The organism is Nonomuraea sp. NPDC001684, from assembly GCF_053596515.1.
Window position 1 is genome coordinate 1 of the sequence record NZ_JBSFGJ010000128.1, and the last position, 21972, is coordinate 21972.

A 21972-nucleotide genomic window follows, 5' to 3' on the forward strand; every position below is an offset into this window, starting at 1 on the left:
GCACGCCGTTGACCGACAGGGTGCCGCCGAGCTCGGCGAACGCGGCCCGCATCCGGGCGATCCCGCGCCCCGCGCCGCCCTCGGCGAAGCCCTGGCCGTCGTCGCTGACCGTCAGGCGCAGGCCGCTCGGGCCCGTGGTCACCGCCACCGCGACCGTACGGGCCCGGCTGTGGCGCTCGACGTTGGACAGCGCCTCGCGCATCGTCTCCATGACGCCGCCGGACACCCGCGAGGGCACGTCGGTGCCGGGCAGCGCCCAGGTCTCGACGGTGATCCCCGTCCGCTCCGACCATTGCGCCAGGAGGCCTTCGAGCGCCTCGGCCAGGCTCTGCCCCCCGCGCATGCGTGTCTCTTCCGCCAATGGTCTCGCCTTCCTCGGCACCCCGGGCCCGCGCCGGTCCCCACTCCGGCGCCCCGCACGCGTCGCGCAATCCCCCCTCAAGGTCTGCGCACGCTAGCTGATGAGGTTATGCCCTTCTCCCCTGTGAGACAGGCTACCCGGCGGTCCTGAGACCTGTGAGCCGAGGATAGGGTGCCATGGCCGAACCGCTACTCGCCCTTGTCAGCGCGGTTGAGACGGGCGAGATAGTCGTTGTAGGTGTCGAGTTCGGTGTCGCGTGCGCCGCCCCGGTCGGCCTTGCGGTCGGCGCGCCGGGCCTGCCGTTCGTCGTCGCGGTACCACTGGGCCGCGATGGCCAGCAGCACGAGCAGCGTCGGGATCTCGCCGAAGCCCCACGCGATGGCCCCGCCGTCCTGCTGGGTCTGCAGCAGGTTGTCGCCCCACGTACGGCCGAGCGGCTCGTACCAGCCGGCGGCGATCACCGAGCCGGTCATCATCAGCGCGATGCCGAAGAAGGCGTGGAAGGGCATGGTGACGAAGAGCATCAGCAGCCGGCCGACGTACGGCAGCCGGCTCGGGCCCGGGTCGACGCCGATGATCACCCAGAAGAACAGCGAGCCGCTGAGCAGGAAGTGCAGGGTCATCCAGATGTGCCCCAGGTGCTCCTGCATGGCCGACTCGAACAGCGGCGTGAAGTAGAGGGCGTAGGTGGAGGCGACGAAGATGGCCGTCGCCACGACCGGATGGGACATGACCTTGACCGCCCGGCTGTGCAGGATCGTGGTGATCCACTCCCGGGGGCCCCTGTCGCCCCGCCTGGCCGCCGGCTTGAGCGCACGCAGCGCCAGCGTGACCGGGCCGCCCAGGACCAGGAAGATCGGCACGATCATGGACAGCGTCATGTGCTCGATCATGTGCACGTCGAACAGGACCTTGGCGTAGCGGGCCAGGCCGCTCTGGGTGGCGAACACCAGCAGCGCGATGCCGATGAACCAGGCGGCGGTGCGCCCCCACGGCCAGGAGTCGCCGCGCCGCATCAGCCGGTAGACGCCGGCGCCGTAGAGCCCGGCGAGCACGGCGGCCACCGCGGCGAAGAACAGGTCGAACCACCACAGCGAGAACACGTTCGCGATCGTGATCTCCGGCGGGACGGGGAAGCCGAGCAGCTCGAAGGCCCGGTCGGCGGGCACGCTGAACTCGGGGGGCGGCGTGCGCGACAGCGCGACGGCCAGCCCGACGGTGGCCAGCATGAGCAGCGTCTCGCCGCCGGCCAGCCGGGTGAACGCCCTGGGCCGGCCCGCCTCCAGGTCGACGAGCGTGCGCTGCCGGTGCCAGTAGCCGACGTAGCCGAGCAGCACGAAGGCGACGATCTTGGCCAGGGCCAGCAGGCCGTACTGGGTGGTCCACAGGTCGGACAGCGCGCCGAGCCGGGCGACCAGGCTGAACACGCCGGACAGGCCGACCGCGACGAAGCACCACAGCGCCAGCGCGGAGAACCGGGCGGCGGCCACGGTGAGCTGCGGCTGCCCGCGCATCGCGTGCGCGGCCAGCACGACCAGGCCGCCCACCCACAGGGCCAGCGCGAGCAGGTGCAGCGAGACCGCCGAGGTGGCCAGGTCGTGGTTGGGCGAGGAGGAGGTGTGGCCGGTCAGCGGCGGCGGCAACATCGTCACCAGCGCGAACACCAGCAGGCCGGCCGCGGACCCGGCGGTGATCGCGCCGCGCGAGAACAGCGCGATGGCCACCCCGAACAGCACCACCAGCGTGAGCGCCACGCCCTGGGTGGTCTGGGTGGCGGTGCTGGTCAGGTATTCCCGGTTGAGGATCTGCGGGACCGTACGGCCCCAGGAGTCGGCCGTGGTGAACACGATGGCCAGGAACGCCGAGGCGGCCCAGCCGAGCGCCGTCCAGGACGAGGCCCTGACGTAGAGCAGGCCCGGCTTGCCGAGCATGCCCTTGTCGTTGGGCAGCAGCAGGGCGGCCGTGAGCAGCAGGCCGACGGTGAGCACGCCGGTGACGTCCATCAGCAGCTTGGACACCGGCAGGCCCCACCTGACCACCGCCCCGGCGTCGGGCAGCCCGGGGATGATCCTGGGGAAGGCCCGGCCGCCGGCGATCATGCCGATCACCAGGGCGGCGACCGCCGCCACCGCGCCCGCGAGCGCGAGCCGCGCCGTTCTGCTCATGGCTTCTTCTTCCGCGCGCTGAACAGGAACCCGATGCCGATGCCGACCAGCGCGCCGATCACGATGACCAGCCAGGTCGGGAAGCCGCCCTTCGGCGTGGCCGCCGCCTGGTCGGCCGCGGGAGCGACCGGAGCGGCGGAGGAGGGAGCGGGGGCGGCGGTGGAGGGCGCGGCCGACGCCGCGTCGGTGGCCGACGCGCTCGGCGAGGCCGCCGGAGCCGCCTTGACCGTGAAGGGGATCTCGCCCTCGATGGGATGGCCGTCGGAGGAGACGACCCGGTAGGCGAGGGTGTACTTCCCGCCCGGCAGCGGCCCCTTGACCGCCTGCCGCACCACCGCGCCGTCGACCTCGGGCTTGCCCTCCTGGAAGACGGCCTCGTCCGCGCCCCGGACGATGACGAACGGCATGCGCACCTTGGCGGTGAACTCCAGCCTGACCTCGTCGAGGGCCTCGACCTCGGCGCCCTTGGCCGGGTCGCTGCTCTTGAGTGAGTCGTGGGCCAGCGCCGGGGTGGCGGTGCCGAGCACGAACAGGGCGGCGAGAATCGCGGTGAGTGCCGCGAGCGGGGAACTCTTCATGGCACCCCCAAGGCTACCGACGCCACCGCCCGGTCCTGACCTCGCTACAGCCCCGCGCAGGCGAGAGCCCGCTGGTAGGCGTCCACGGCGCCGTCGGAGTCGCCCAGCTGCTCCATCGTCTCGGCGGTGGCGTACCAGGTGGCGGCCGACCGGCGGGAGTCGGGCAACGGCGAGAGCGAGTCGCGTACGGACGACAGCTGCCGCTCGGCCTGGTCCATGCGGCCGACCGAGCCGTAGACCCTGGCGAGCAGCAGTTCCGCCTCGGCCCTGAGGGCGGAGGCGGTGTTGGGCACCAGCCCTCTGCCCCTGTCGGCATGCTCCACGGATTCGTCGAGGTCACCGGTCATGCACTCGGCACGGGCCAGCTCCACCAGGAGCCGCGCCCGCTCGACGGTGCTGGTGGCGGTCTGCTCGAACTCGGCGATCGCGCCACGCAGCACGTCTCGTACGGCCGCGGCCTCCTGGGGGCGGGCCAGCAGGCGCTTGCGGGCGTGCGCGAGCCGCATCCTGGCGATGCTGCCCGGCTGGCCGGTCTCCAGCTGCACGGCCATGGCGCGTTCGGCGAAGGACAGCGCCTCCTCCGCGTGCCCGGTGGCGGAGGCCGTGTTGGAGGCCATCCAGTTGGCGGCCACGATCGAGCGCGGCGTGCCGAGGGCGTCGGCGGCGTTCAGCAGCTCGGCCGCGAACTGCCGGGCGCGCAGCAGGTCGCCGCGCTCCATGTACGCCGCGAGCAGGCCGGCGCCGAGCTCCACGAGCAGATCGTTCCACGCGGGTCGCGTGGTGCTGCTCAGCATCTGCTCGCCGACCTCCACCGCCTCGGTGAGCCGCTCGCTCTCGCGGTAGGCCCGGCACAGGTTGGAGGCGATCTCGACGCGGCGGTCGGGAGGCAGCTCCTCCTCCGACAGCCTGAGCAGGATCGCGATCGCGCCGTCGAAGTCTCCGCTGGCCTGGGCGGCGAAGGCGAGTCCGAATTCGGTCTCTTGACGCAAAGCTGTCAAGCCTGTCAGATTGTTGTTCGCCAGCAGCTCGGTGTAGCGCGTCCGGGCCTCGGCGACCTCACCGTTCTCGAGCGCGAGACGCGCGTAGCCGAGCGCCAGCTCGATGTCCTCCATCTGCTCGGCGGTCACGCCGTTGATCAGATAGGACAGCGAGCAGTCGAGTTTCTGGGCCAGCAGCTCCAGGACGGCGGGGGTAGGGGTACGCTTGCCACTCTCGATCAAGGAGACATAGCTGTCCGACAACTCTGGATGCGCCAGCTGTGCCTGTGACAGGCCACGCTGTCGCCGAACGGTCTTGATGCGGAGTCCGACCAGGTCAGATGTGGTCACAGTCGTTGCTCCCTGAGATGATGAAGTCCGAGCAACCCCACACAGGCGAGGGAGAACCCCCCATGCGCATGCGTATTGCCCTGTCCGCGCTAGTCACCGCGATTGTCGCCTTGGTGACTATAGGAGGCAATGTTACGGCCGCGAACGCCGCGACGTCTGCCCTCTCTTCCTTCCAGGAAGACCAGCACTGCTGCTGAGGCTCGCAGCAAGAGGGGGTACGGCGCGTGGCTGTGCTCCGAACCGCACCGATCCCATGGACGAGCGCTCTCCAGCAGCAGGGGACGATGAGGCCCGGTCCGCGGATGTGCCCCCTCTTCTCACCACCGGGGCCGAGCGTACCCGAACCCTTCTACATTTGATCTACAGTCGCGTGATCGCCGTACCGCCACGGGATTCTGAATACGCTGCCCTGGCAAGGGGGACGCCGGGGCTGTGAACGGGGAGGACGCGTGAGCGACGACATCTACATCCGCCTTCTCGGAACCGTTCACGCCGAACGCGGATCGCGGCCCGTCGATCTCGGTCCGGCCCGGCAGCGGGCCACCCTGGCCGTCCTCGCCTCGGCCGCCGCGCGGCCCGTCCCGATGAGCCGGCTCGTCGAGGGGATCTGGGGCGACGAGCCGCCGCGCAACGCCGAGCAGAGCGTCTACACCTACGTCGCCGGCCTGCGCCGCGCCTTCGAGCCCGACCGCGGGCGGCGCGCCCCGTCGCGGCTGTTGTCGGGCACCGGCGCGGGATACGCCCTCAACGTCGGGCCCGTACAGGTCGACTCCCTGTGCTTCGCCGAACGCCTGGACGAGGCCCGCACGTGCCGCCGCGAGGGTGACGACCGCCGCGCCGTACAGCTCCTGGACGAGGCCCTGGCGATGTGGCGCGGCACCGCGCTGAGCGGCCTGACCGGCCCGTTCGCCGAACGGGAACGCTCCCGTCTGGAGCTGTTACGCCTGGCCGCGCTGGAACAGCGGCACGAGAGCCTGTTACACCTGGGCCGCCACCACGAGATCACCGACGACCTGCGCGACCTGACCGTCCGCCATCCGTTGCGCGAGCGCACCCGCGAGCTGCTCATGCTGGCCCTCTACCGCTCGGGCCGTCAGGCCGAGGCGCTGAAGGTCTACGAGGAGGGCCGGGTCCTGCTCCTGGAGGAGCTGGGCCTCACACCGGGCGAGGGGTTACGCAAGTGTCACCAGCTGGTTCTGCGCGGGGAGCCCGGGCCGTGGCGGGGCGACGGGGTGCCGCACCAGCTCCCGCGCCACCTGGCCGGGTTCGTGGGCCGCTCGCGTGAGCTGGACGAGCTGGAGCGGCGGCTGGCCCCCGGCGGCGGGCGTCCGCCGACGCCGCTGGTGATCGTCTCCGGGCCGCCGGGCGTCGGGAAGTCCGCGCTGGCCGCTCAGGCCGCCCACCTGGTCCAGGACCGCTTTCCCGACGGCCAGCTGTTCGTCAACTGCCGCGGCGCGACGCCGGAGCTGCCCGCGCTGACCGGGCTCGACGTGCTCGGCCGGTTCCTGCGGGGGCTAGGGGTGGCGGCCGACGCCGTACCCGCCGACCTGGACGAGGCGGCGGCGACGTGGCGCAGCCTCCTGCACGGCCGCCGGGTCCTCGTCCTGCTGGACGACGCCGCCGACCTGGCGCAGATCCGCCCGCTGCTGTCCACCCCCTTCGGCACCGCGCTGCTGGTGACCAGCCGCGAGAGCATGACCTGGGGCGAGGATTCCTACCAGCTCGAACTCGGCCGGATGTCCCCCGCGGAGTCGGCCGCGATGCTGGCCGGGCTGGCCGGGGAGGAGCGCGTGCGGGCCGGGGCGGGCGACACCGCCGAGCTCGTCCGGCTCTGCGAGGGCCTGCCCCTGGCGCTGCGCATCGCGGGGGCCCGCCTGGCCAGCCGCCCCGACTGGAGCGTCGCCACGATGGCCGGCCGGCTGGGCGACGAACGCCGGCGGCTGCACGAGCTCGTGGCCGGCGACCTGGCCGTCCGCGCCGGTCTGGCGGCCAGCTTCACCGCGCTCGAACGCAGCCCCCGCCCCCTCGACCGGCTGGCCGCCCGCGCGCTGTCCCTGCTGGGCCTCCTGCACGTGCCCGAGATCACCGCCGAGGCCGCCGCGGCCCTGCTCGACGCCGACCCCGCCGACGCCGACCTGGCCCTGGAACGGCTGACCGACGCGCACCTGCTCGACCGCCCCCGGCCGGGCCACTACCAGCTCCACGACCTCGTCCGCCTGTTCGCGGGCGAGCTGCGTCCTGCTGACCCCAAGAAGCCGGTGCTGCGCGCGCTCGCGTACTACGCGGCCTCCGCCCGGCTGGCCAGCCAGGTCATGGACCCGCACCGCGTCCAGCGTGGCCCGGTCGCCGAAGCCGTCACGCACCAGGTCGGCACGCGGGAGGAGGCGACGGCCTGGCTGCTGGAGGAGGAGGCCGTGCTGCTGGCCGCGGCCCGCCAGGCGCTCACCGACGACGACGACGACATCGCCGCGCTGGGCCTGGCGCTCGCCTTCGCCCTGCATTGGCCCCTGCAGCGCGCCTACCGTACGACGGACCTGGTGGAGCTCGGCCTGATGGTGCTGCGGGTCTGCGAACGGCTCGGCGACGTGGAGATCGCGATGCACGCGCACGGCGAGCTGGCCACGGCCCTGAGGATGAAGGGCAGGAGGGACGAGGCCGTCGAGCACCTGCGGATCGAGCTGGCGATCGCCAGGCGGCTGGGCGACGCCTTCTCCGAGCAGCGCGCGCTGGGCAACCTCGCCAACGTGCACTACCACGATGAGGACTTCGAGCAGGCGATCGTCCTGGCGGAGCAGCAGCTTGCCGTCGCGGGGCCGATCGGCGCGCGGGTGGGCGTCCGCTACGCGAGGCTCATCCTCGGGGAGGCCCACCACAGATGCGGCCGGCTGGAACAGGCCCGCGAGATCCTCTGCCTGGCCCTGGCCGACGCCGAGGAGGTCGGCGACACCACCCACCAGGCCCACCTTCGAGGGGTGCTCGGCGAGGTCCACCTCGACCTGGGCATGCCGGACCAGGCCCTGCCGAACTTCCTGCTCGCCCTGAAGCTGATCGAGCCCGCCGGCAACCGGGTGTCGCGGCTGCGGTGCCTCCTCGGACTGTCACGCACCTACCGGGCTCTGGGCGAGCTGGACAGCGCCACCGGTTGTGTCACCGCGGCCCTGACCGCGGCCGTGACCGACAGGCTGGCCTCGGAATGGCAGCAGGAGGCCAGGAGCGAGCAGGAGGCCGTACGAGAGGCACGGCAGGCCACGGGTGCCCGGGGCGCATGAGCGAGGTGCGGGGATGAGCGACAGTCTGAGCATCGGCCTTCTCGGCCCGGTGACCGGCGCCCGCGACGGGGTGGCGTTCGACCTGGGGCCCGCCCGCCAGCAGGCCGTCCTGGTCATGCTGGTCTCCCCGCCGGGCCGGGTCGTGACCATGGATCAGCTGGTGGAGGGGCTGTGGGGGGAGAAGCCCCCGGCCAGTGCCGGGCAGAGCGTCTATACCTACGTCGCGGGGCTGAGGCGCACCCTGGAGCCGGGCCGCAGGCCAGGTGAGCGGTCGAAGCTGCTGATCAGCAAGGCGGGCGGCTACCAACTGCTCGTCGAACCGCACAAGGTGGACGCCTTCGCCTTCTCCGAGCTGGTGAACGCGGCACTGCGCGCGCGGGGCACGGGTGCTCAGGAAGAGGCGTTACGCCTGTTCGACGAGGGGCTCGGCCTCTGGCGGGGCGTGGCGCTGAGCGGGGTGACGGGCCCCTTCGCCGAGACCGAACGCGCCGTGCTGGACGAACGGCGCCTGGTCGCCTTCGAGGGCCGCTCCGAGCTCCTCCTGCATCAGGGCCGCGCCGGCGAAGCCATCGCCACGCTGCGGGAACTGGCCGCCCGCCATCCCCTGCGCGAGCGTCTGCACGAGCTGCTCATCCTCGCCCTGGGCCGGTCGGGCCGCCAGGCGGAGGCGCTCAGGGCGTACGAGGACGTCCGGGTGAGCCTGGCCGAGGAGCTGGGCATCGACCCCGGTCAGGGGCTGCGCGAGGCTCATCGGGTCGTGCTGGCGGGCGATCGGGCGTCCGTCCGCGTCGCCGCCGAGACGGTTCCCCGCCAGTTGCCGCGCGAGCTCATCGGCTTCGTGGGCCGGGCGCAGGAGACCGTCCGGCTGACAGCGCTGCTGGCTCCCCGTGACGACCTCCCGCCGCATCCGCTCGTCGTGATCTCCGGACCGCCCGGCGTGGGCAAGTCGGCCCTCGCCGTACGGGTCGCGCACGCCGTGCGGGACCGCTTCCCCGACGGCCAGCTCTACGTGAGCCTGCGCGGAAGCACCCCCAACGTGCCGTGTCTGTCCGCCCATGGGCTCGCGGGCCGGCTCCTGCGCGGGATCGGGACGCCTCGCGAGGACGTCCCGGCCGAGCTGGACGAGGCGGCGGCCATGTGGCGCAGCAGGTTGCACGGCAGGAACCTGCTCGTGGTCCTGGACGACGCCTCCGGGCTGGACCAGATCCGGCCGTTCCTGTCCACGCCGCTCGGTGTCAGCGTGCTCGTGACCAGCAGGGAGTCGCTCAACGTCGGCGACGACTGCGTCCAGCTCCGGCTGGGACGGCTGTCGGAGGCGGAGGCGACGACGATGTTGTCCAAGCTGGCCGGCGACGGACGGGTGGGCGCCGACCCGGCCGGGACCTCGACGCTGGTCCGGCTGTGCGACGGCCTCCCGCTCGCCCTGCGCATCGCGGGCGCCCGCCTGGCCGATCATCCGGAGTGGAGCGTGGGCACCCTCGGCAGCCGGCTGGCGGACCAGCGCAGACGGCTGCACGAGCTGGCCGCGGGAGACCTGGCCGTACGGTCCAGCCTGGCCGCCAGCTACGACGGGCTCACCGGCGGCAGCCGTCCCGTGGACCGGCTGGCGGCCGGTGCCCTGCCTCTCCTCGGACGGCTGCACGTGCCGGACCTGACCGCGGACGTGGCGGCGGTGCTGCTGGACAGAACACCGGACGAGGCACGGCGCGCCCTGGACCGGCTGGCGGAGGCGAACCTGATCGAACGTACCGGGGACGGTCGTCATCAGCTGCACGACCTCGTCCGGCTGTTCGCCGGCGACCTGCCCGTACGCGATCCGGAAAAGCCGCTCCTGCGGGTGCTCGGGTACTTCGCGGCCTCCGCCCGGCAGGCGAACGTCGTCATCGACCCCCACCGCGTCCAGCTCGGGCGCCCGGTGGACGAAGCGACGTCCCGGGCGTTCGCCACGCCCGAGGAGGCGCTCGCCTGGCTGCGGGCGGAGGAGCACGTCCTGAACGCGGTGGCCGTCCAGGCCCTCTCCTCCCCGGACGACGGGATCGCCGAACTCGGCGTGCGGCTCGCGTTCGCGATGTTGTGGCATCAGCAGCGGTCGCACGAGGGGCACGACATGCTGACGCTCAACACCATGGCACTGCGGGTGTGCGAACGGCTGGGCGACGACGCCGGCGCGCAGATCGCCCACGGCCACATCGCCAACGGGCTGCGCCTGACCGGACGTCCCGAGGAGGGGATCCCCCACCTGGAGGCCGAGCTGGCCATCGCGAGGCGACTCGGCGACGGCTTCGGGCAGATGCGCGTGCTGGGAAACCTGTCGAACGCCTACGTCGCCAGACAGCTCTACGAAGAGGCGCTGCCCCACGCCGAACAGCAGCTCGCGGTCGCCAGGCAGATCGGCTCCGAAGTCGGCGTCCGCTTCGCCTGCTTGATGCTCGGCACGGCCCACCAGGGCATGGGGCACCACGCGCAGGCGCGGGACCCTCTGGAGCGGGCCCTGGCCGCGGCCCGCCAGAGCGGTGACACGACGCATGAGGGACACGCGCACGTCGTGCTCTCGCAGGTCCTGCTCGACCTGGGCGATCCCGAGCTCTCCCTGGAGCACATGAGCGAGGGGATGAAGCTGCTCGGCAGAACCGGGTACCGGTTCATGGTCGAGTGTCTCATCACCATGTCGAGGGCCTGCAGAATGCTCGGCCGGCTGGACGAGGCGCTGTCCCACGCGACCGAGGCGGTGGCCAACGCGGAGTCCGGGGGCAACGCCCTGTGGGAGCGGCGGGCCGACGCCGAGCTGACGGCCGTGCGGGCGGCGATGGGGGCGGCGGAGCGGGAGGCGTGAGGTCAGCGCGGCGGGGTGGTGTCGCGGAGGGCGAGGAAGAAGTCGACGCGGTCGGACATCGCCGACAGGTTCCTGCCGGTCAGCTCCTCGATCCTGCGGATGCGGTACCGGACCGTGTTGACGTGCACGTGGAGCCGTTCGGCGCAGGCGTTCCACGAGCCTGAGCAGTCGAGGAAGACGTCGAGCGTGCGCACGAGGCCCGACTGGTGGCGGCGGTCGTAGGCGAGCAGCGGGGACAGCAGCCGGTCGGAGAAGGAGCGGCGCACGTCGCCCGGCACGGTGGCCAGCAGCAGCGCGTGGGTGTAGATCTCGTCGCTGGTGACCACGCCGCCGTCGCGGGCCTCGGCCAGCCGCCTGGCGTGCCCGGCCTCCTCCACGCCGCCCTTGAGCGCGGCGGCGCCGGTCAGCGCGCCGCTCACGCCGACGCTCAGGCGGGTGCCGGGCAGCGCGGCCAGCACGGCCGCCCCGGCCCGCAACCGCGCGGCCAGCTCCCCGACGCTCCTCCCCCGCAACGCGACCACCGCCACCGCCCCACCGCCGCCGCTGCGACCGCCACCGTCGACGGCCGTGCCACCGCTTCCCTGAGGTGGTTCGGCCGGGACGGGCGCGGCGACGACCTCGCGGGCGAGCAGTTCCTCCAGGATCCGGCCGCCGAGGACGGCGGGGGCGGCGGGGGCGCCGGAGCGTGGGGCGGTGGCACCGGAGCGCGGGGCGGTGGCGCTGACCACGGCGTACGGTTCGTCCGCGTCGATGCCGCACGTGCGCAGCCGGGCGTTGAGCTCGGCCGCGTCGGAGTCGGCCAGGGCGGCCGCCACGAGCTGCCCGGCCAGGCGGCGCTCGACCCGGCGGCCCTCCTCCAGGCGGCCGCGTTCGAGTGCCACGCAGGCGGCCAGCTCGTAGCCGAGGTCGGCGCGGCCGAGCAGGTCGCCGTCGCAGGCCAGGACCCAGCCGGCCGCCCGGTGGCCGCGTCCGACGGCGAAGAGCGTCGCGCCGCCGGCCAGCGCGGGCAGCCGGGGCGCGGTCAGGTACGCCCTGGCCAGCCCCGCCGGATCGGCGGCCGTACCGACGACCACCTCACCGGACGCGGACAGGACGGCGCCCGTGACGCCCAGCTCGGCGGCGGTCAGCTCGAACAGCCCGCGCAGGTCGGCGCCCTCGGCCAGGGCCGCCACGAGCCTGCGGTGACGCCCGAGCGCGTCGCGCACGTCGCCGGACAGCCGGGGCGCGACCAGCTCGGCCAGCGTGCGGAAGGAGACCTCGACCGGCACCTCGACCAGCGGCAGCCCGGCCTGGCGGCAGGCCGAGACCAGGTCGGCGGGCACGTGCCCGAGCCGGGCCGCGCCCGCGCCGAGCGCGGCCACCCCGCCCTCGACCAGGGCGGTGACGAAACGGGCGGAGTCGGCGGCGGTGTCGCGCCACATCAGGCCGGTCAGGACCAGCTCGCCGCCGGACAGGTAGCGCCCCGGCTCGGGCAGGTCGGTGATGTGGACCGTGCCGAACTCGCGCTCCGGGTCGCCGGCCAGCAGCCTGAGACCCAGCTCGTCGATCGCCAGCAGGTCACTGATGCGCACTTGGAGGAATATACAAGCCCGCTCTGTCAAGCGATGACCGGGATTTCACGTCACGGGCATAGGAGGCCGGGCCGGGCCGGTGCTCTACTCGGAGGATGACGGAGACGGTCCACTCCACCAGGTCCGAAGGCGTCGGCGGGGCCGAGGGGGTCGGCACGAGCGCGCGGCGGCCGGACGCGACGCTGAAGGTGACCGGCGAGTTCGCCTACGCCTCCGACCTGTGGCTCGACGGCATGGTGTGGGGCGTGACGCTGCGCAGCCCGCACCCGTCGGCCTGGATCCGGTCGATCGACGTGGGCCCGGCGCTGCGCATGCCGGGCGTGCTGGCCGTCCTGACGCACGAGGACGTGCCCGGCGAGAAGTTCTACGGGCTCGACCACAAGGACCAGCCCGTGCTGGCCATCGACCAGGTCCGCCACCAGGGCGAGCCGGTGGCGCTGGTGGCCGCCGACCATCCGGAGACCGCGCGCAGGGCGGCGCGGGCCATCGTGGTCGACTACGAGCCGCGCCCGGCGGTGACCGATCCGCGCGAGTCGCGCGAGTACGTCAGGCGCCAGCCGGTGCGCAAGGGCGACACGTTCGAGGCGGAGGTCGTCGTCACCGGCGAGTACGAGGTCGGCATGCAGGACCAGGCGTTCCTCGGCCCGGAGTCGGGTCTCGCGGTCCCGGCCGAGGACGGCGGCGTGGATCTGTACATCGCCACCCAATGGCTGCACGTGGACCGCGACCAGCTCGCCCCCTGCCTGGGCCTGCCGCCGGAGAAGGTCCGGCTGACGCTGTCGGGTGTCGGCGGCGCGTTCGGCGCCCGGGAGGACCTGTCGATGCAGGTGCACGCGTGCATGCTGGCCCTGCGCCTGAACCGCCCTGTCAAGATCGTCTACGGCCGCGAGGAGTCGTTCTTCGGCCACGTGCACCGCCATCCGGCCCTGATGCGCTACGAGCACGGCGCGACCCGCGACGGCAGGCTGGTCTACGTCAAGGCCGACATCCTGCTGGACGGCGGCGCGTACTGCTCCTCCTCCCCCGCCGTGGTCGGCAACGCCGCCTCGCTGGGGGCCGGGCCGTACGAGGTGCCGAACGTGTGGATCGACGCCGCGGGCGTCTACACCAACAACCCGCCGTGCGGGGCGATGCGTGGGTTCGGCGCGGTGCAGGCGTGTTACGCCTACGAGTCGCAGATGGACCGGCTGGCCGAGGCGTGCGGCCTGTCGCCGGTCGAGATCCGGGCGCGCAACGCCGTCTCCCAGGGCTCGGCGCTGGCGACCGGCCAGGTGATCGACTCCCCCGCGCCGCTGGCCGGCATGTTGCGCGAGCTGGAGGCCATGCCGCTGCCCGCCCCGCGGACGGGGGCGGACCTGCGCGCGCTGCCGGGCGGCGTCTCGCAGACCACGCACGGCGAGTCGGTGCGGCGCGGGATCGGCTACGGCGTCGGCATCAAGAACATCTGCTTCTCCGAGGGCTTCGACGACTACTCCACGGCCCGGGTGCGGGCCGAGCTGGTCGGCGGCGAGCCGCGGGTCACCGTGCACACCGCCGCCGCCGAGGTGGGCCAGGGCCTGGTCACGGTCCAGGCCCAGATCGCACGGACCGAGCTGGGCATCGAGGACGTGACCGTGGCGACCGCCGACACCGCCGTGGGCTCGGCGGGCTCGTCGTCGGCCTCGCGGCAGTCCTACGTGACGGGCGGCGCGGTCAAGGCCGCCTGCGAGGCGGTGCGCGAGCGGTTCGAGGGGCTGCCGCCGCGGGAGGCGCTGGCCAGGTTCGGGCCGATCGAGGAGACCCGCGAGTACCGGCACCGGCCCACGAAGCCGATGGACCCGGTGACCGGGCAGGGCGACTCGCACACGCAGCTCGCGCTGTGCGTGCACCGCGCGGTGGTGGACGTGGACGTCGAGCTGGGGCTGGTCAAGGTGGTGGAGCTGGCCGCGGTGCAGGACGTGGGCAAGATCATGAACCCGCAGGCGCTGGAGGGCCAGATCCACGGCGGCACGGCCCAGGGCCTCGGGCTGGCGCTCATGGAGGAGATCCAGGTGCGCGACGGCCGCGTGCTGAACCCGTCGTTCACCGACTACCTGATCCCCACCATGCTCGACATGCCGCCCATGCAGCTGAAAATCCTGGAAAATCCGGACCCGTCCGCGCCGTACGGCCTCCGCGGCGCCGGCGAGCCGCCCACGCTCTCCTCCACCCCCGCCGTCGCCGCCGCCGTGCGCGCCGCGACCGGGCTCCGGTTGACTCGCGTTCCGATCAGGCCGGAAGATATCGCCTTGTCCAATCACGGGGAGGTATCCGATGGCAAGCGGTCGTGAAGCCGCCGAGGCGGAGTTCAGTCGCTTCGACACCGACGGCGACGGTCTGCTGACCGCGGCCGAGATCAGGCAGGCCAACGAGGCGCTGGGGGTCCACGGCGCCTCCGAGGAGGAGATCGAGGCGTTCATCAACGCCGCCGACACCGACGGCGACGGCCGGATCGGCCTGGAGGAGTTCGTCGGCCTGGTCGGCCACGGGCGGCACGAGAAGGCGTGATCATGTCCCCCGCCGGGTAGGTGACCCGCACTCCCCTCGCCATGACGAGGGGGACGTGTGGTGCTCGACAGACTCTTCGAGCTGACCGGGCGGGGGACGACCGTCGGACGCGAGGTCCGCGGCGGCCTGACCACTTTCATGGCGATGGCCTACATCATCCTGCTCAACCCGATCATCCTGGCCGGCGCGAAGGACGTCACCGGCGCCCGGCTGTCCATCGCCGAGCTGACCACCTCGACCGCGCTGGCGGCCGCGCTGTCCACCCTGCTCATGGCGTTCGTCGGCAACGCGCCGTTCGCGCTGGCCGCCGGGCTCGGGCTGAACGCGGTGGTCGCCTACCAGGCCGCGCCGCACATGACCTGGCCGCAGGCGATGGGCCTGGTCGTGCTGGAGGGCGCGGTCATCATCGTCCTGGCGGTCACCGGCCTGCGCACCCTGATCATGAACGCGATCCCGCTGGCGCTCAAGCACGCGATCAGCGTCGGGATCGGCCTGTTCATCGCTTTGATCGGCCTGGTCGACGCGGGTTTCGTCGCCCGGGGCACCGGCACCCCCGTGCAGCTCGGCGCGACCGGCCATCTCACCGGCTGGCCGGTCACGCTGTTCTGCTTCGGCCTGCTGCTGATGATCGTCCTGTACGTGCGCAGGACCCCGGCCGCCATCCTCATCAGCATCGCGGTCACCGCGGTCCTGGCCGTCGTGGTCAACGCGCTGGTGCCGGTCCCCGCCAAGGAGTGGGGGGTGGTCGTGCCGCACATGCCCGAGTCCCTGGTCGCGGCGCCGAGTTTCGGGCTGGTGTGGCAGTTCGACCTGTTCGGCGGGTTCGCCAGGGCGGGCGCGCTGACCGCGACCGTGGTGCTGTTCACGCTGGTGCTGTCGGGCTTCTTCGACGCGATGGGCACGATCATCGGCGTCAGCGACGAGGCCGGGCTCGTGGACCAGGTCGGGCGGGTGCCGCGGCTGGGCCGCATCCTGACCGTCGACGGCGTCGCGGGCATGATCGGCGGCTCGGTCAGCGCCTCGGCCAACACCGTGTTCGTCGAGTCGGCCGCCGGTGTGGGCGAGGGCGCGCGCACCGGTCTGGCCAGCGTCGTGACCGGGGCGCTGCTCGGGCTGACGCTGCTGTTCACGCCGATCGCCGCGGTGGTGCCGGCGGCCGCGGCGGCGCCCGCGCTGGTGCTGGTCGGGGCGCTGATGATGACGCAGTCCAAGAACGTGCCCTGGACCGACATCGAGCTGGCCGTGCCGGCGTTCCTGACGATCGCGCTGATGCCGTTCACGTACTCGATCACGAACGGGGTGGGGGCAGGGGTGATCTCGTACACGCTGATCAAGGCGGCCCGGGGGAAGTTCGCGGAGATCCCGTGGCTGTTGTGGGCCGTCTCGCTGGTCTTCCTGGCCTACTTCGGCATCGACGCCCTCCGGGCCCTGTTCGGTTAGCGGATGTCAGCGCTGTTGCAGGCCACGCCGTTGTGGTCGAGGTCGGGATACCAGGAGTACTCCTCATGCCGTCCGCGCGTGTAGGGGCCGTCGCCGGCGGCCTGGGCCTCCTTGCAGCTCGCGTACCGCTTGTCGGGGACGCGGGCGACGCCCGCGGGGGCGGTCGTGCCGGTGGTCGCGGTGCCCTGGCCGGTGTCCGTGGGCTGCTGCGGCTGCTGGTTCGGCTGCTGGTTCGGCTGCTGCTGGTTCGTGGGTTGCTGGTTCGTGGGCTGCTGCTGGTCCGTCGGCTGCTGGGGCTGCTGGTCGGTGCCCGGCTGGGACGACTGCGGCTGCGCGGGCTGCGACGGCTGGGACGGCGGCGTGCCGAGCATCCGGACCACCAGCGCGTCGGCCTCCTCCTTGGTGAAGCCCGCGATGCTCAGGCTGTCGCCGTCCATGCTCTGGGTGACGACCGGCGCGGCCAGGACCGTCTTCGGCGTCTGCTCGCCTTCGGGCGCCAGCACGATCGCGACCTGCCGCTGCGTGGGCTGGAGCTCGTCGATGAGCCGCACCAGCCGGTCCTTGAAGACGGGCGCGACCGCGATGCGCACCGAGTAGGAGTTGTCGGTGCCGCGGACGGCCTCGATCCGCTGCACGGCGCCGACCGTGACGCCGTCCTCCAGGAGGTAACAGGTGGTCTGCTGCTCGTCGAGCACGGCCGGGTCGCCCGGACAGGGCGCGGTCTTGGTCTCCTTGACCGGCGCGAAGTGGATGGGGATGGCCAGGCGCTGCGGCGGCGCGCCGCCGAGGAGCGGGCTGTCGGGGCTCTTGGTCATCAGGACGGCGACCGTGCCGAGCACGCCCGCCACGACGACGACGAGCACCAGCGAGACGGTCAGCACGATGGTGGTGAGGCGGCTGGCCTTCGGCTCCTCCGGCTCTTCCGGCTCCGCGGGAGGCGCCTCTACCGGTCTGTCCATCGTTGACGACCCCATCCTGACGTTCGGGCTGCCGGTGAGCTTATCGAGGACGGGCAGCAGCGGGGTAATCAGCCGAAAAATCCTCACCTATCCGTGAGATCGGAGGAAAAATGGAAATGAGAACGCAGGTTGTCGGCAACTTTCCACGCGAACGAGGGATGACCCCATGAAGGTCGGAGTTCCCCGCGAGGTCAAGAACAGCGAATACCGCGTCGCACTCACCCCCGCGGGCGTCCACGAACTGGTACGCCACGGGCACCAGGTCCACGTCGAGCGGCAGGCGGGCCTCGGCTCGGCCATCCCGGACGAGGACTACGCCGCGGCGGGCGCCGTCATCGCGCCGCACGCCGACGAGGTGTGGGCCACGTGCGACCTGATCATGAAGGTGAAGGAGCCGGTGGCCGAGGAGTACCACCGGATGCGCAAGGGCCAGATCCTGTTCACCTATCTCCACCTGGCCGCCTCGGGCCCGCTGACCAGGGCCCTGCTCGACTCGGGCGTCACGTCCATCGCCTACGAGACCGTGCAGAACAGGGACGGCTCGCTGCCCCTGCTCGCCCCGATGTCGGAGGTGGCCGGACGGCTGGCGCCGCAGGTCGGCGCGTACCACCTGATGCGCTCGCAGGGCGGCAGGGGCGTGCTCATGGGCGGCGTGTCCGGCGTGCGGGCGGCGAACGTCGTGGTGATCGGCGCCGGGGTGTCCGGCATGAACGCCGCCGCCATCGCGCTCGGCATGCAGGCCGAGGTGCTGCTCCTCGACCGCAACATCGACAAGCTGCGCCAGGCGGACATGATCTACCAGGGCCACTGCCAGACGGTCGCGTCGAACACCCTGGAGATCGAGAAGGCCGTGCTGGAGGCCGACCTGGTCATCGGCGCGGTGCTGGTGCCGGGGGCCAAGGCGCCCATGCTGGTCACCGACGACCTGGTGAGCCGGATGAAGCCGGGCTCGGTGCTGGTGGACATCTCGATCGACCAGGGCGGCTGCTTCGAGGGCTCGCGGCCGACCACGCACGCCGAGCCGACGTACCGGGTGCACGAGTCGGTCTTCTACTGCGTGGCCAACATGCCGGGCGCGGTGCCGCACACCTCGACGTTCGCGCTGACCAACGTGACGTTGCCGTACGCGCTGGCCGTCGCGGGCAAGGGGTGGCGCGAGGCGGTCCGCACGGACGCCGCCCTGGCCGCCGGCGTGAGCACCCACGAGGGACGCCTGACCAGCCGCCCGGTGGCCGAGGCGCACGGCCTGGAGTGGTCACCGCTGGAGGAGGCGCTGACCTGAGCCGCGGGCCCGGTCGCGTGGAACGGGACCGGGCCTTGGCCGTCACGGATCCGCGCGTTACGGTGAGTCACGAGACCATGACGATCCGTGACGACGGAGGCTTGGATGGATCCGGTGCTCCTGCGCGGCAGCGCGGAACGCAACTTCGACGACCTCGACACCGACGGCGACGGCTTCCTGACCAAGGACGACTACCTCGCGCTGGCCCGCCACCGCATCCGGCGGGCCGGCGCGCGGCCGGACAGCCCCGAGGGCGAGAAGGTCGTGGCGGCGTTCCTCGACACCTGGGACGTCCACGTGCACGCCCTCGACGCCGACCACGACGGCCGGATCAGCAGGGAGGAGTACGTCGAGTCCTTCCAGGCGCTGGTGCGCACGGGCGCGCTCGACGGCGTGCTGAACCCCATGTTCCGCGCCACCTTCGACCTCGCCGACCACGACGGCGACGGCGAGCTCACCGCCGCGGAGTTCCGCACGCTGTGGAACCGCGACGACGGGCTCTCGGCCGCCTTCCAGCGCGCCGACGCCGACGGCGACGGCCGCATCTCCTTCGAGGAGTACGCCCGCCTGCGCCGCGGCCTGCTCGTCGGCGAGCTCTAGCGCGAGCCCCCGGACACACGTCGAGGGGCCGGCCGGGGCCGGGCCCGCGCCGGGTGGCGGAGGGGGGGTAATTGGACTGGCTGGGCGAGGGCGCCAGCGTCTCCATCGGGGTGTTGCCCGTCGGCGCGGGCGGCAGCGGGGCCTGGTCGGACGTGGTGGTGATGGCGTCCTGGCCGCCGCAGATGGCGCCCGGCTCGGGGGTGTCACGGCCGTTCTGGTACTTCTTGATGAAGGCCGGGAGCTTGGGGTCGGACGGGTCCTGGAGCTTGAGCTGGTGGCCCCACGTCGAGGCGACGATCGGCGCCGGCAGGCCCGGGTAGGGGCTGACCAGCATGTAGTCCTGCTGGCCGGTGGAGGTGGCCACGTCCTTCAGCGCGTCGAGCTGCGCCTTGGGCAGGTCGGGGCGGTAGGTGATCCAGACCGCGCCGTGCTCCAGCGAGTGCACCGCGTGCTCGTTGTGGATCGGCTTGTCGTAGACCGCGCACTGCTGCCAGTAGTTGTTGTGCTCGCCGCCGACGGGCGGGGTCTCCTTGTAGGTGACCGTCTTGGCGACGTGCTGGCCGGCCTCGTACTTGTAGTTGGTCACCGCGTCGAGCGAGGTCGCGCGCGCCTGGTTGACCAGGTAGATGCCGACCACGCCGACGAGGAGCACGACGATGAGACCGCCCGTCCCCCACATGAGCAGTGCGGCGCGGCGTTGTTTGCGCTGCTGCTCGGCCCGCATCTTCTGCAGATGCTCGCGCCGCGCCTGCGCCTTCTCCTTCGTCATCGTCCCTCCATCGGCGTACCTGACTTCGGTCACCCTATGCCCTACCGGCGTATGCGGAGAATAAGAGGCGCATAAGCGTCGGATCACAGCTTGCGCGGGGATGGGTACGCTGGACTGGCCATGGAAAAGCCCGCCAGAAAACCCGTTCTGATCGTCTGCGCCGTGCTGGTGCTCCTCGCCGCGGCGTTCCTGCTGTTCGGCCGCGACTCCACGCCCGGGGACTCCTCGCCCGAAGCCGGGTTCGCCCGCGACATGGCCACGCATCACGCGCAGGCCGTGGAGATGGCGTTCGTCATCCGGGACAAGGGCCCGGCCAAGGAGATCAGGAACCTCGCCTTCGACATCATCACCACGCAGTCCAACCAGCGCGGCATGTTCCAGGGCTGGTTGCAGCAGTGGGGCCTCGACCAGGCGACCGACCAGCGCCCGATGGCCTGGATGGCGGGCCACGGCCACGGCGCCGCGCCCGCGACCGCGGGCACGGCCGCGGGCGCGATGCCCGGCATGGCCTCGCCGCAGGAGCTGGCCAAGCTCAAGGAGCTGCAGGGCGTCCAGGCCGAGGTGCTGTTCCTGCAGCTCATGATCCGCCACCACGAGGGCGGCGTGGAGATGGCCGAGGGGCTGCTCAAGCTGTCCAAGCGGGACGAGGTGGCCGGCATGGCCCAGAAGATCGTCCAGGGGCAGAGCGGTGAGATCAAGCTGATGACCGACCTGCTCAAGCAGCGGGGCGCGCAGCCGTACCCGTCGATCCTGGCCTCCTGAACCCCCGCGCGGGGCGGCGTGAGAGGCTGGAGCCCCGGAGCGCGGAAGGGCGGGCGCCATGGTCACGGCAAGGGCTGAGACGGTCGTCGTGGGGTCGGGCCCCAATGGGCTGATCGCCGCGGTCATGCTGGCCCGCGCCGGGCGCGAGGTGCTGCTGCTGGAGGCGGCCGACCGGTTCGGCGGCGGGCTGCGCTCCGGCGAGCTGACGCTGCCCGGCCGGGTGCACGACCTGGGCGCCACCGTGATGGCGATGGCGCTGGCCTCGCCGGCGATGCGGGCGCTCGGCCTCAAGGGGGTCGAGTTCGCCCATCCGCCGGTGGCCGCGGCCCATCCGCTCGACGACCGTCCGGCCGTGCTGCTGCACCGCGACGCGGCCCGTACGGCCGAAGGGCTCGGCAGGGACGGCCGGGTCTGGCAGGCGACCGCGGGGGCGGCGGCGCGGGCCGGATTCCCGCTCATGGAGGTGCTGCTCAGTCCGCTCGGGCCGTGGCGGGCCGGGCCGCGCACGTTCGCGCGGGCGGCCGGGTTCGGGGCCGCGGCCGCGCTGCCGGCCACGACGTTCGGCCGCGGGGCGCTGCGCACCGTCGAGGGGCGGGCGCTGCTGGCCGGGCTGGCCGCGCACTCCATGCTCGACCTGCGCTCCCCGGTCAGCGCCGGTTACGGGCTGGTGCTCGGGGCGCTGGCCCACCTGGTGGGCTGGCCGGTCGTGCGCGGCGGCTCGCAGGTGCTGGCCGACGCCCTGGTGGCCGAGCTGCGGTCGCTGGGCGGCGAGGCGGTGACCGGCCACCGGGTCGAGCGGCTCGACGAGCTCGACGCCCGGACGGTGGTGCTCGACGTGACGCCCCGGCAGTTCCTCGCGATGGCCGACCTGCCCGCCGGTTACCGCCGCGGCCTGCGCCGCTACCGGTACGGGCCCGGCGTCTTCAAGCTGGACTGGGCGCTCGACGGCCCGGTGCCCTGGCGTGACCCGGAGGTCGCGCGGGCCGGGACCGTGCACCTGGGCGGGACGCTGGAGGAGATCGCGCTCGCCGAGGCGGAGGTCGCCGCCGGACGGCACTCGCCCCGCCCGTACGTGCTGGTCGTGCAGCCGTACGCGGCCGATCCGACCAGGGGCGGGCACACGCTGTGGGCCTACTGCCACGTCCCCAACGGCTCGGCGGCGGACATGACGGACGCCGTCGAGGCCCAGATCGAGCGGTACGCGCCCGGCTTCCGCGACCGGGTGCTGGCCAGGCACGCCACCGGCCCCGCCGCCCTGGAGGCGGGCAACCCCAACCTGGTCGGCGGCGACATCGGCGGCGGGCTGAACGACCTGGTCCAGCTCGTGCGGCGGCCGGTCTGGTCGGCCGCGCCGTGGCGCACCCCGCTGCCGGGGGTGTTCCTCTGCTCGTCCTCGACGCCGCCGGGGCCCGGCGTGCACGGGATGGGCGGCTGGCAGGCCGCCCGCCTGGCCACGCAGGCGGAGCGGCACGCCTCCTGACCGCCGGTCAGGCTCGCATCTCCTCGGCGACCGCCGCCGCGAACGCGTC

The 21972-nt window shown here is 72.9% G+C and carries 15 protein-coding genes and 1 pseudogene; 9 read left to right on the forward strand and 7 right to left on the reverse strand.

The genetic code is table 11. The features are described 5' to 3' along the window. The 4 genes from ACWCSD_RS22970 to ACWCSD_RS22985 form a co-directional block, all read right to left on the reverse strand. Positions 1-343 (reverse strand): sensor histidine kinase (locus ACWCSD_RS22970; RefSeq protein ID WP_449917681.1); only part of this gene is annotated, 343 nt, incomplete at its 3' end. A 206-nt stretch (positions 344-549) separates the two neighbouring features. Then, positions 550-2526 carry a cytochrome c oxidase assembly protein gene (locus ACWCSD_RS22975; RefSeq protein ID WP_397162294.1) on the reverse strand — a complete coding sequence of 659 codons (1977 nt, stop codon included), beginning with the start codon at positions 2524-2526 and terminating at the stop codon, positions 550-552. Next, positions 2523-3104, reverse strand: a complete 582-nt coding sequence (locus ACWCSD_RS22980; protein ID WP_358294267.1) for a copper resistance CopC family protein — start codon at positions 3102-3104, stop codon at positions 2523-2525. Before ACWCSD_RS22980 ends, ACWCSD_RS22975 begins: the two co-directional genes overlap by 4 nt. 44 nt (positions 3105-3148) lie before the next feature. Next, the gene (locus ACWCSD_RS22985; RefSeq protein ID WP_397162295.1) at positions 3149-4432 is read right to left on the reverse strand and encodes a tetratricopeptide repeat protein; all 1284 of its coding nucleotides are present in this window, start codon (positions 4430-4432) and stop codon (positions 3149-3151) included. Positions 4433-4881: 449 nt separating this feature from the next. On the opposite strand from ACWCSD_RS22985, the gene ACWCSD_RS22990 reads away from it, so the two are divergent. Both ACWCSD_RS22990 and ACWCSD_RS22995 read left to right on the forward strand, forming a co-directional pair. Beyond that, entirely contained in the window at positions 4882-7701 is a 2820-nt protein-coding gene (locus ACWCSD_RS22990; RefSeq protein ID WP_449917685.1) for a BTAD domain-containing putative transcriptional regulator, read from the forward strand. Between the two features lie 13 nt (positions 7702-7714). Beyond that, positions 7715-10534 carry a BTAD domain-containing putative transcriptional regulator gene (locus tag ACWCSD_RS22995; RefSeq protein WP_449917687.1) on the forward strand — a complete coding sequence of 940 codons (2820 nt, stop codon included), beginning with the start codon at positions 7715-7717 and terminating at the stop codon, positions 10532-10534. A gap of 2 nt (positions 10535-10536) precedes the next feature. Here the strand turns inward: ACWCSD_RS22995 and ACWCSD_RS23000 are convergent, their stop codons facing one another. Next, positions 10537-12105 carry a PucR family transcriptional regulator gene (locus ACWCSD_RS23000; RefSeq protein WP_449917690.1) on the reverse strand — a complete coding sequence of 523 codons (1569 nt, stop codon included), beginning with the start codon at positions 12103-12105 and terminating at the stop codon, positions 10537-10539. A gap of 95 nt (positions 12106-12200) precedes the next feature. On the opposite strand from ACWCSD_RS23000, the gene ACWCSD_RS23005 reads away from it, so the two are divergent. From ACWCSD_RS23005 to ACWCSD_RS23015, 3 genes are read left to right on the forward strand one after another with little or no spacing between them, the layout of a single operon-like run. Further along, positions 12201-14414: a xanthine dehydrogenase family protein molybdopterin-binding subunit gene (locus tag ACWCSD_RS23005; RefSeq protein ID WP_358294276.1), complete on the forward strand. Its 2214-nt coding sequence runs from the start codon at positions 12201-12203 to the stop codon at positions 14412-14414. After that, the gene (locus ACWCSD_RS23010) at positions 14398-14631 is read left to right on the forward strand and encodes an EF-hand domain-containing protein (protein WP_352323877.1); all 234 of its coding nucleotides are present in this window, start codon (positions 14398-14400) and stop codon (positions 14629-14631) included. The genes ACWCSD_RS23005 and ACWCSD_RS23010 overlap by 17 nt, the downstream gene beginning before the upstream one ends. Before the next feature lie 60 nt (positions 14632-14691). After that, positions 14692-16071 (forward strand): NCS2 family permease, encoded by a 1380-nt coding sequence (locus ACWCSD_RS23015; protein WP_397162299.1) that lies wholly within the window; start codon positions 14692-14694, stop codon positions 16069-16071. Here the strand turns inward: ACWCSD_RS23015 and ACWCSD_RS23020 are convergent. Continuing rightward, positions 16068-17030 carry an excalibur calcium-binding domain-containing protein gene (locus tag ACWCSD_RS23020; protein ID WP_397162300.1) on the reverse strand — a complete coding sequence of 321 codons (963 nt, stop codon included), beginning with the start codon at positions 17028-17030 and terminating at the stop codon, positions 16068-16070. The genes ACWCSD_RS23015 and ACWCSD_RS23020 overlap by 4 nt on opposite strands. Before the next feature lie 166 nt (positions 17031-17196). On the opposite strand from ACWCSD_RS23020, the gene ald reads away from it, so the two are divergent. Then, on the forward strand, positions 17197-18312 hold the full coding sequence (gene ald, locus ACWCSD_RS23025) for an alanine dehydrogenase (protein ID WP_364332030.1): 1116 nt from the start codon (positions 17197-17199) through the stop codon (positions 18310-18312). A 105-nt stretch (positions 18313-18417) separates the two neighbouring features. After that, on the forward strand, positions 18418-18912 hold the full coding sequence (locus ACWCSD_RS23030) for an EF-hand domain-containing protein (RefSeq protein WP_387665967.1): 495 nt from the start codon (positions 18418-18420) through the stop codon (positions 18910-18912). A gap of 187 nt (positions 18913-19099) precedes the next feature. Here the strand turns inward: ACWCSD_RS23030 and ACWCSD_RS23035 are convergent. Further along, positions 19100-19681, reverse strand: a pseudogene (locus ACWCSD_RS23035) (DUF3105 domain-containing protein); the annotation flags it as partial. Positions 19682-19801: 120 nt separating this feature from the next. Between ACWCSD_RS23035 and ACWCSD_RS23040 the strand changes: the two are divergent. Next, on the forward strand, positions 19802-20443 hold the full coding sequence (locus ACWCSD_RS23040) for a DUF305 domain-containing protein (protein ID WP_449917695.1): 642 nt from the start codon (positions 19802-19804) through the stop codon (positions 20441-20443). Between the two features lie 58 nt (positions 20444-20501). Then, complete coding sequence (locus ACWCSD_RS23045) at positions 20502-21923, forward strand: phytoene desaturase family protein (protein ID WP_397162302.1); 1422 nt, start codon at positions 20502-20504, stop codon at positions 21921-21923. Positions 21924-21972 lie beyond the last annotated feature (49 nt).

Coding starts and splice junctions, on each gene's coding strand:
- ACWCSD_RS22975 (WP_397162294.1), bottom strand. CDS start 2,526: ATGAGCAGAACGGCGCGGCTCGCGCTCGCGGGCGCGGTGGCGGCGGTC.
- ACWCSD_RS22980 (WP_358294267.1), bottom strand. CDS start 3,104: ATGAAGAGTTCCCCGCTCGCGGCACTCACCGCGATTCTCGCCGCCCTG.
- ACWCSD_RS22995 (WP_449917687.1), top strand. CDS start 7,715: ATGAGCGACAGTCTGAGCATCGGCCTTCTCGGCCCGGTGACCGGCGCC.
- ACWCSD_RS23005 (WP_358294276.1), top strand. CDS start 12,201: ATGACGGAGACGGTCCACTCCACCAGGTCCGAAGGCGTCGGCGGGGCC.
- ACWCSD_RS23010 (WP_352323877.1), top strand. CDS start 14,398: ATGGCAAGCGGTCGTGAAGCCGCCGAGGCGGAGTTCAGTCGCTTCGAC.
- ACWCSD_RS23020 (WP_397162300.1), bottom strand. CDS start 17,030: ATGGACAGACCGGTAGAGGCGCCTCCCGCGGAGCCGGAAGAGCCGGAG.
- ald (WP_364332030.1), top strand. CDS start 17,197: ATGAAGGTCGGAGTTCCCCGCGAGGTCAAGAACAGCGAATACCGCGTC.
- ACWCSD_RS23030 (WP_387665967.1), top strand. CDS start 18,418: ATGGATCCGGTGCTCCTGCGCGGCAGCGCGGAACGCAACTTCGACGAC.
- ACWCSD_RS23040 (WP_449917695.1), top strand. CDS start 19,802: ATGGAAAAGCCCGCCAGAAAACCCGTTCTGATCGTCTGCGCCGTGCTG.
- ACWCSD_RS23045 (WP_397162302.1), top strand. CDS start 20,502: ATGGTCACGGCAAGGGCTGAGACGGTCGTCGTGGGGTCGGGCCCCAAT.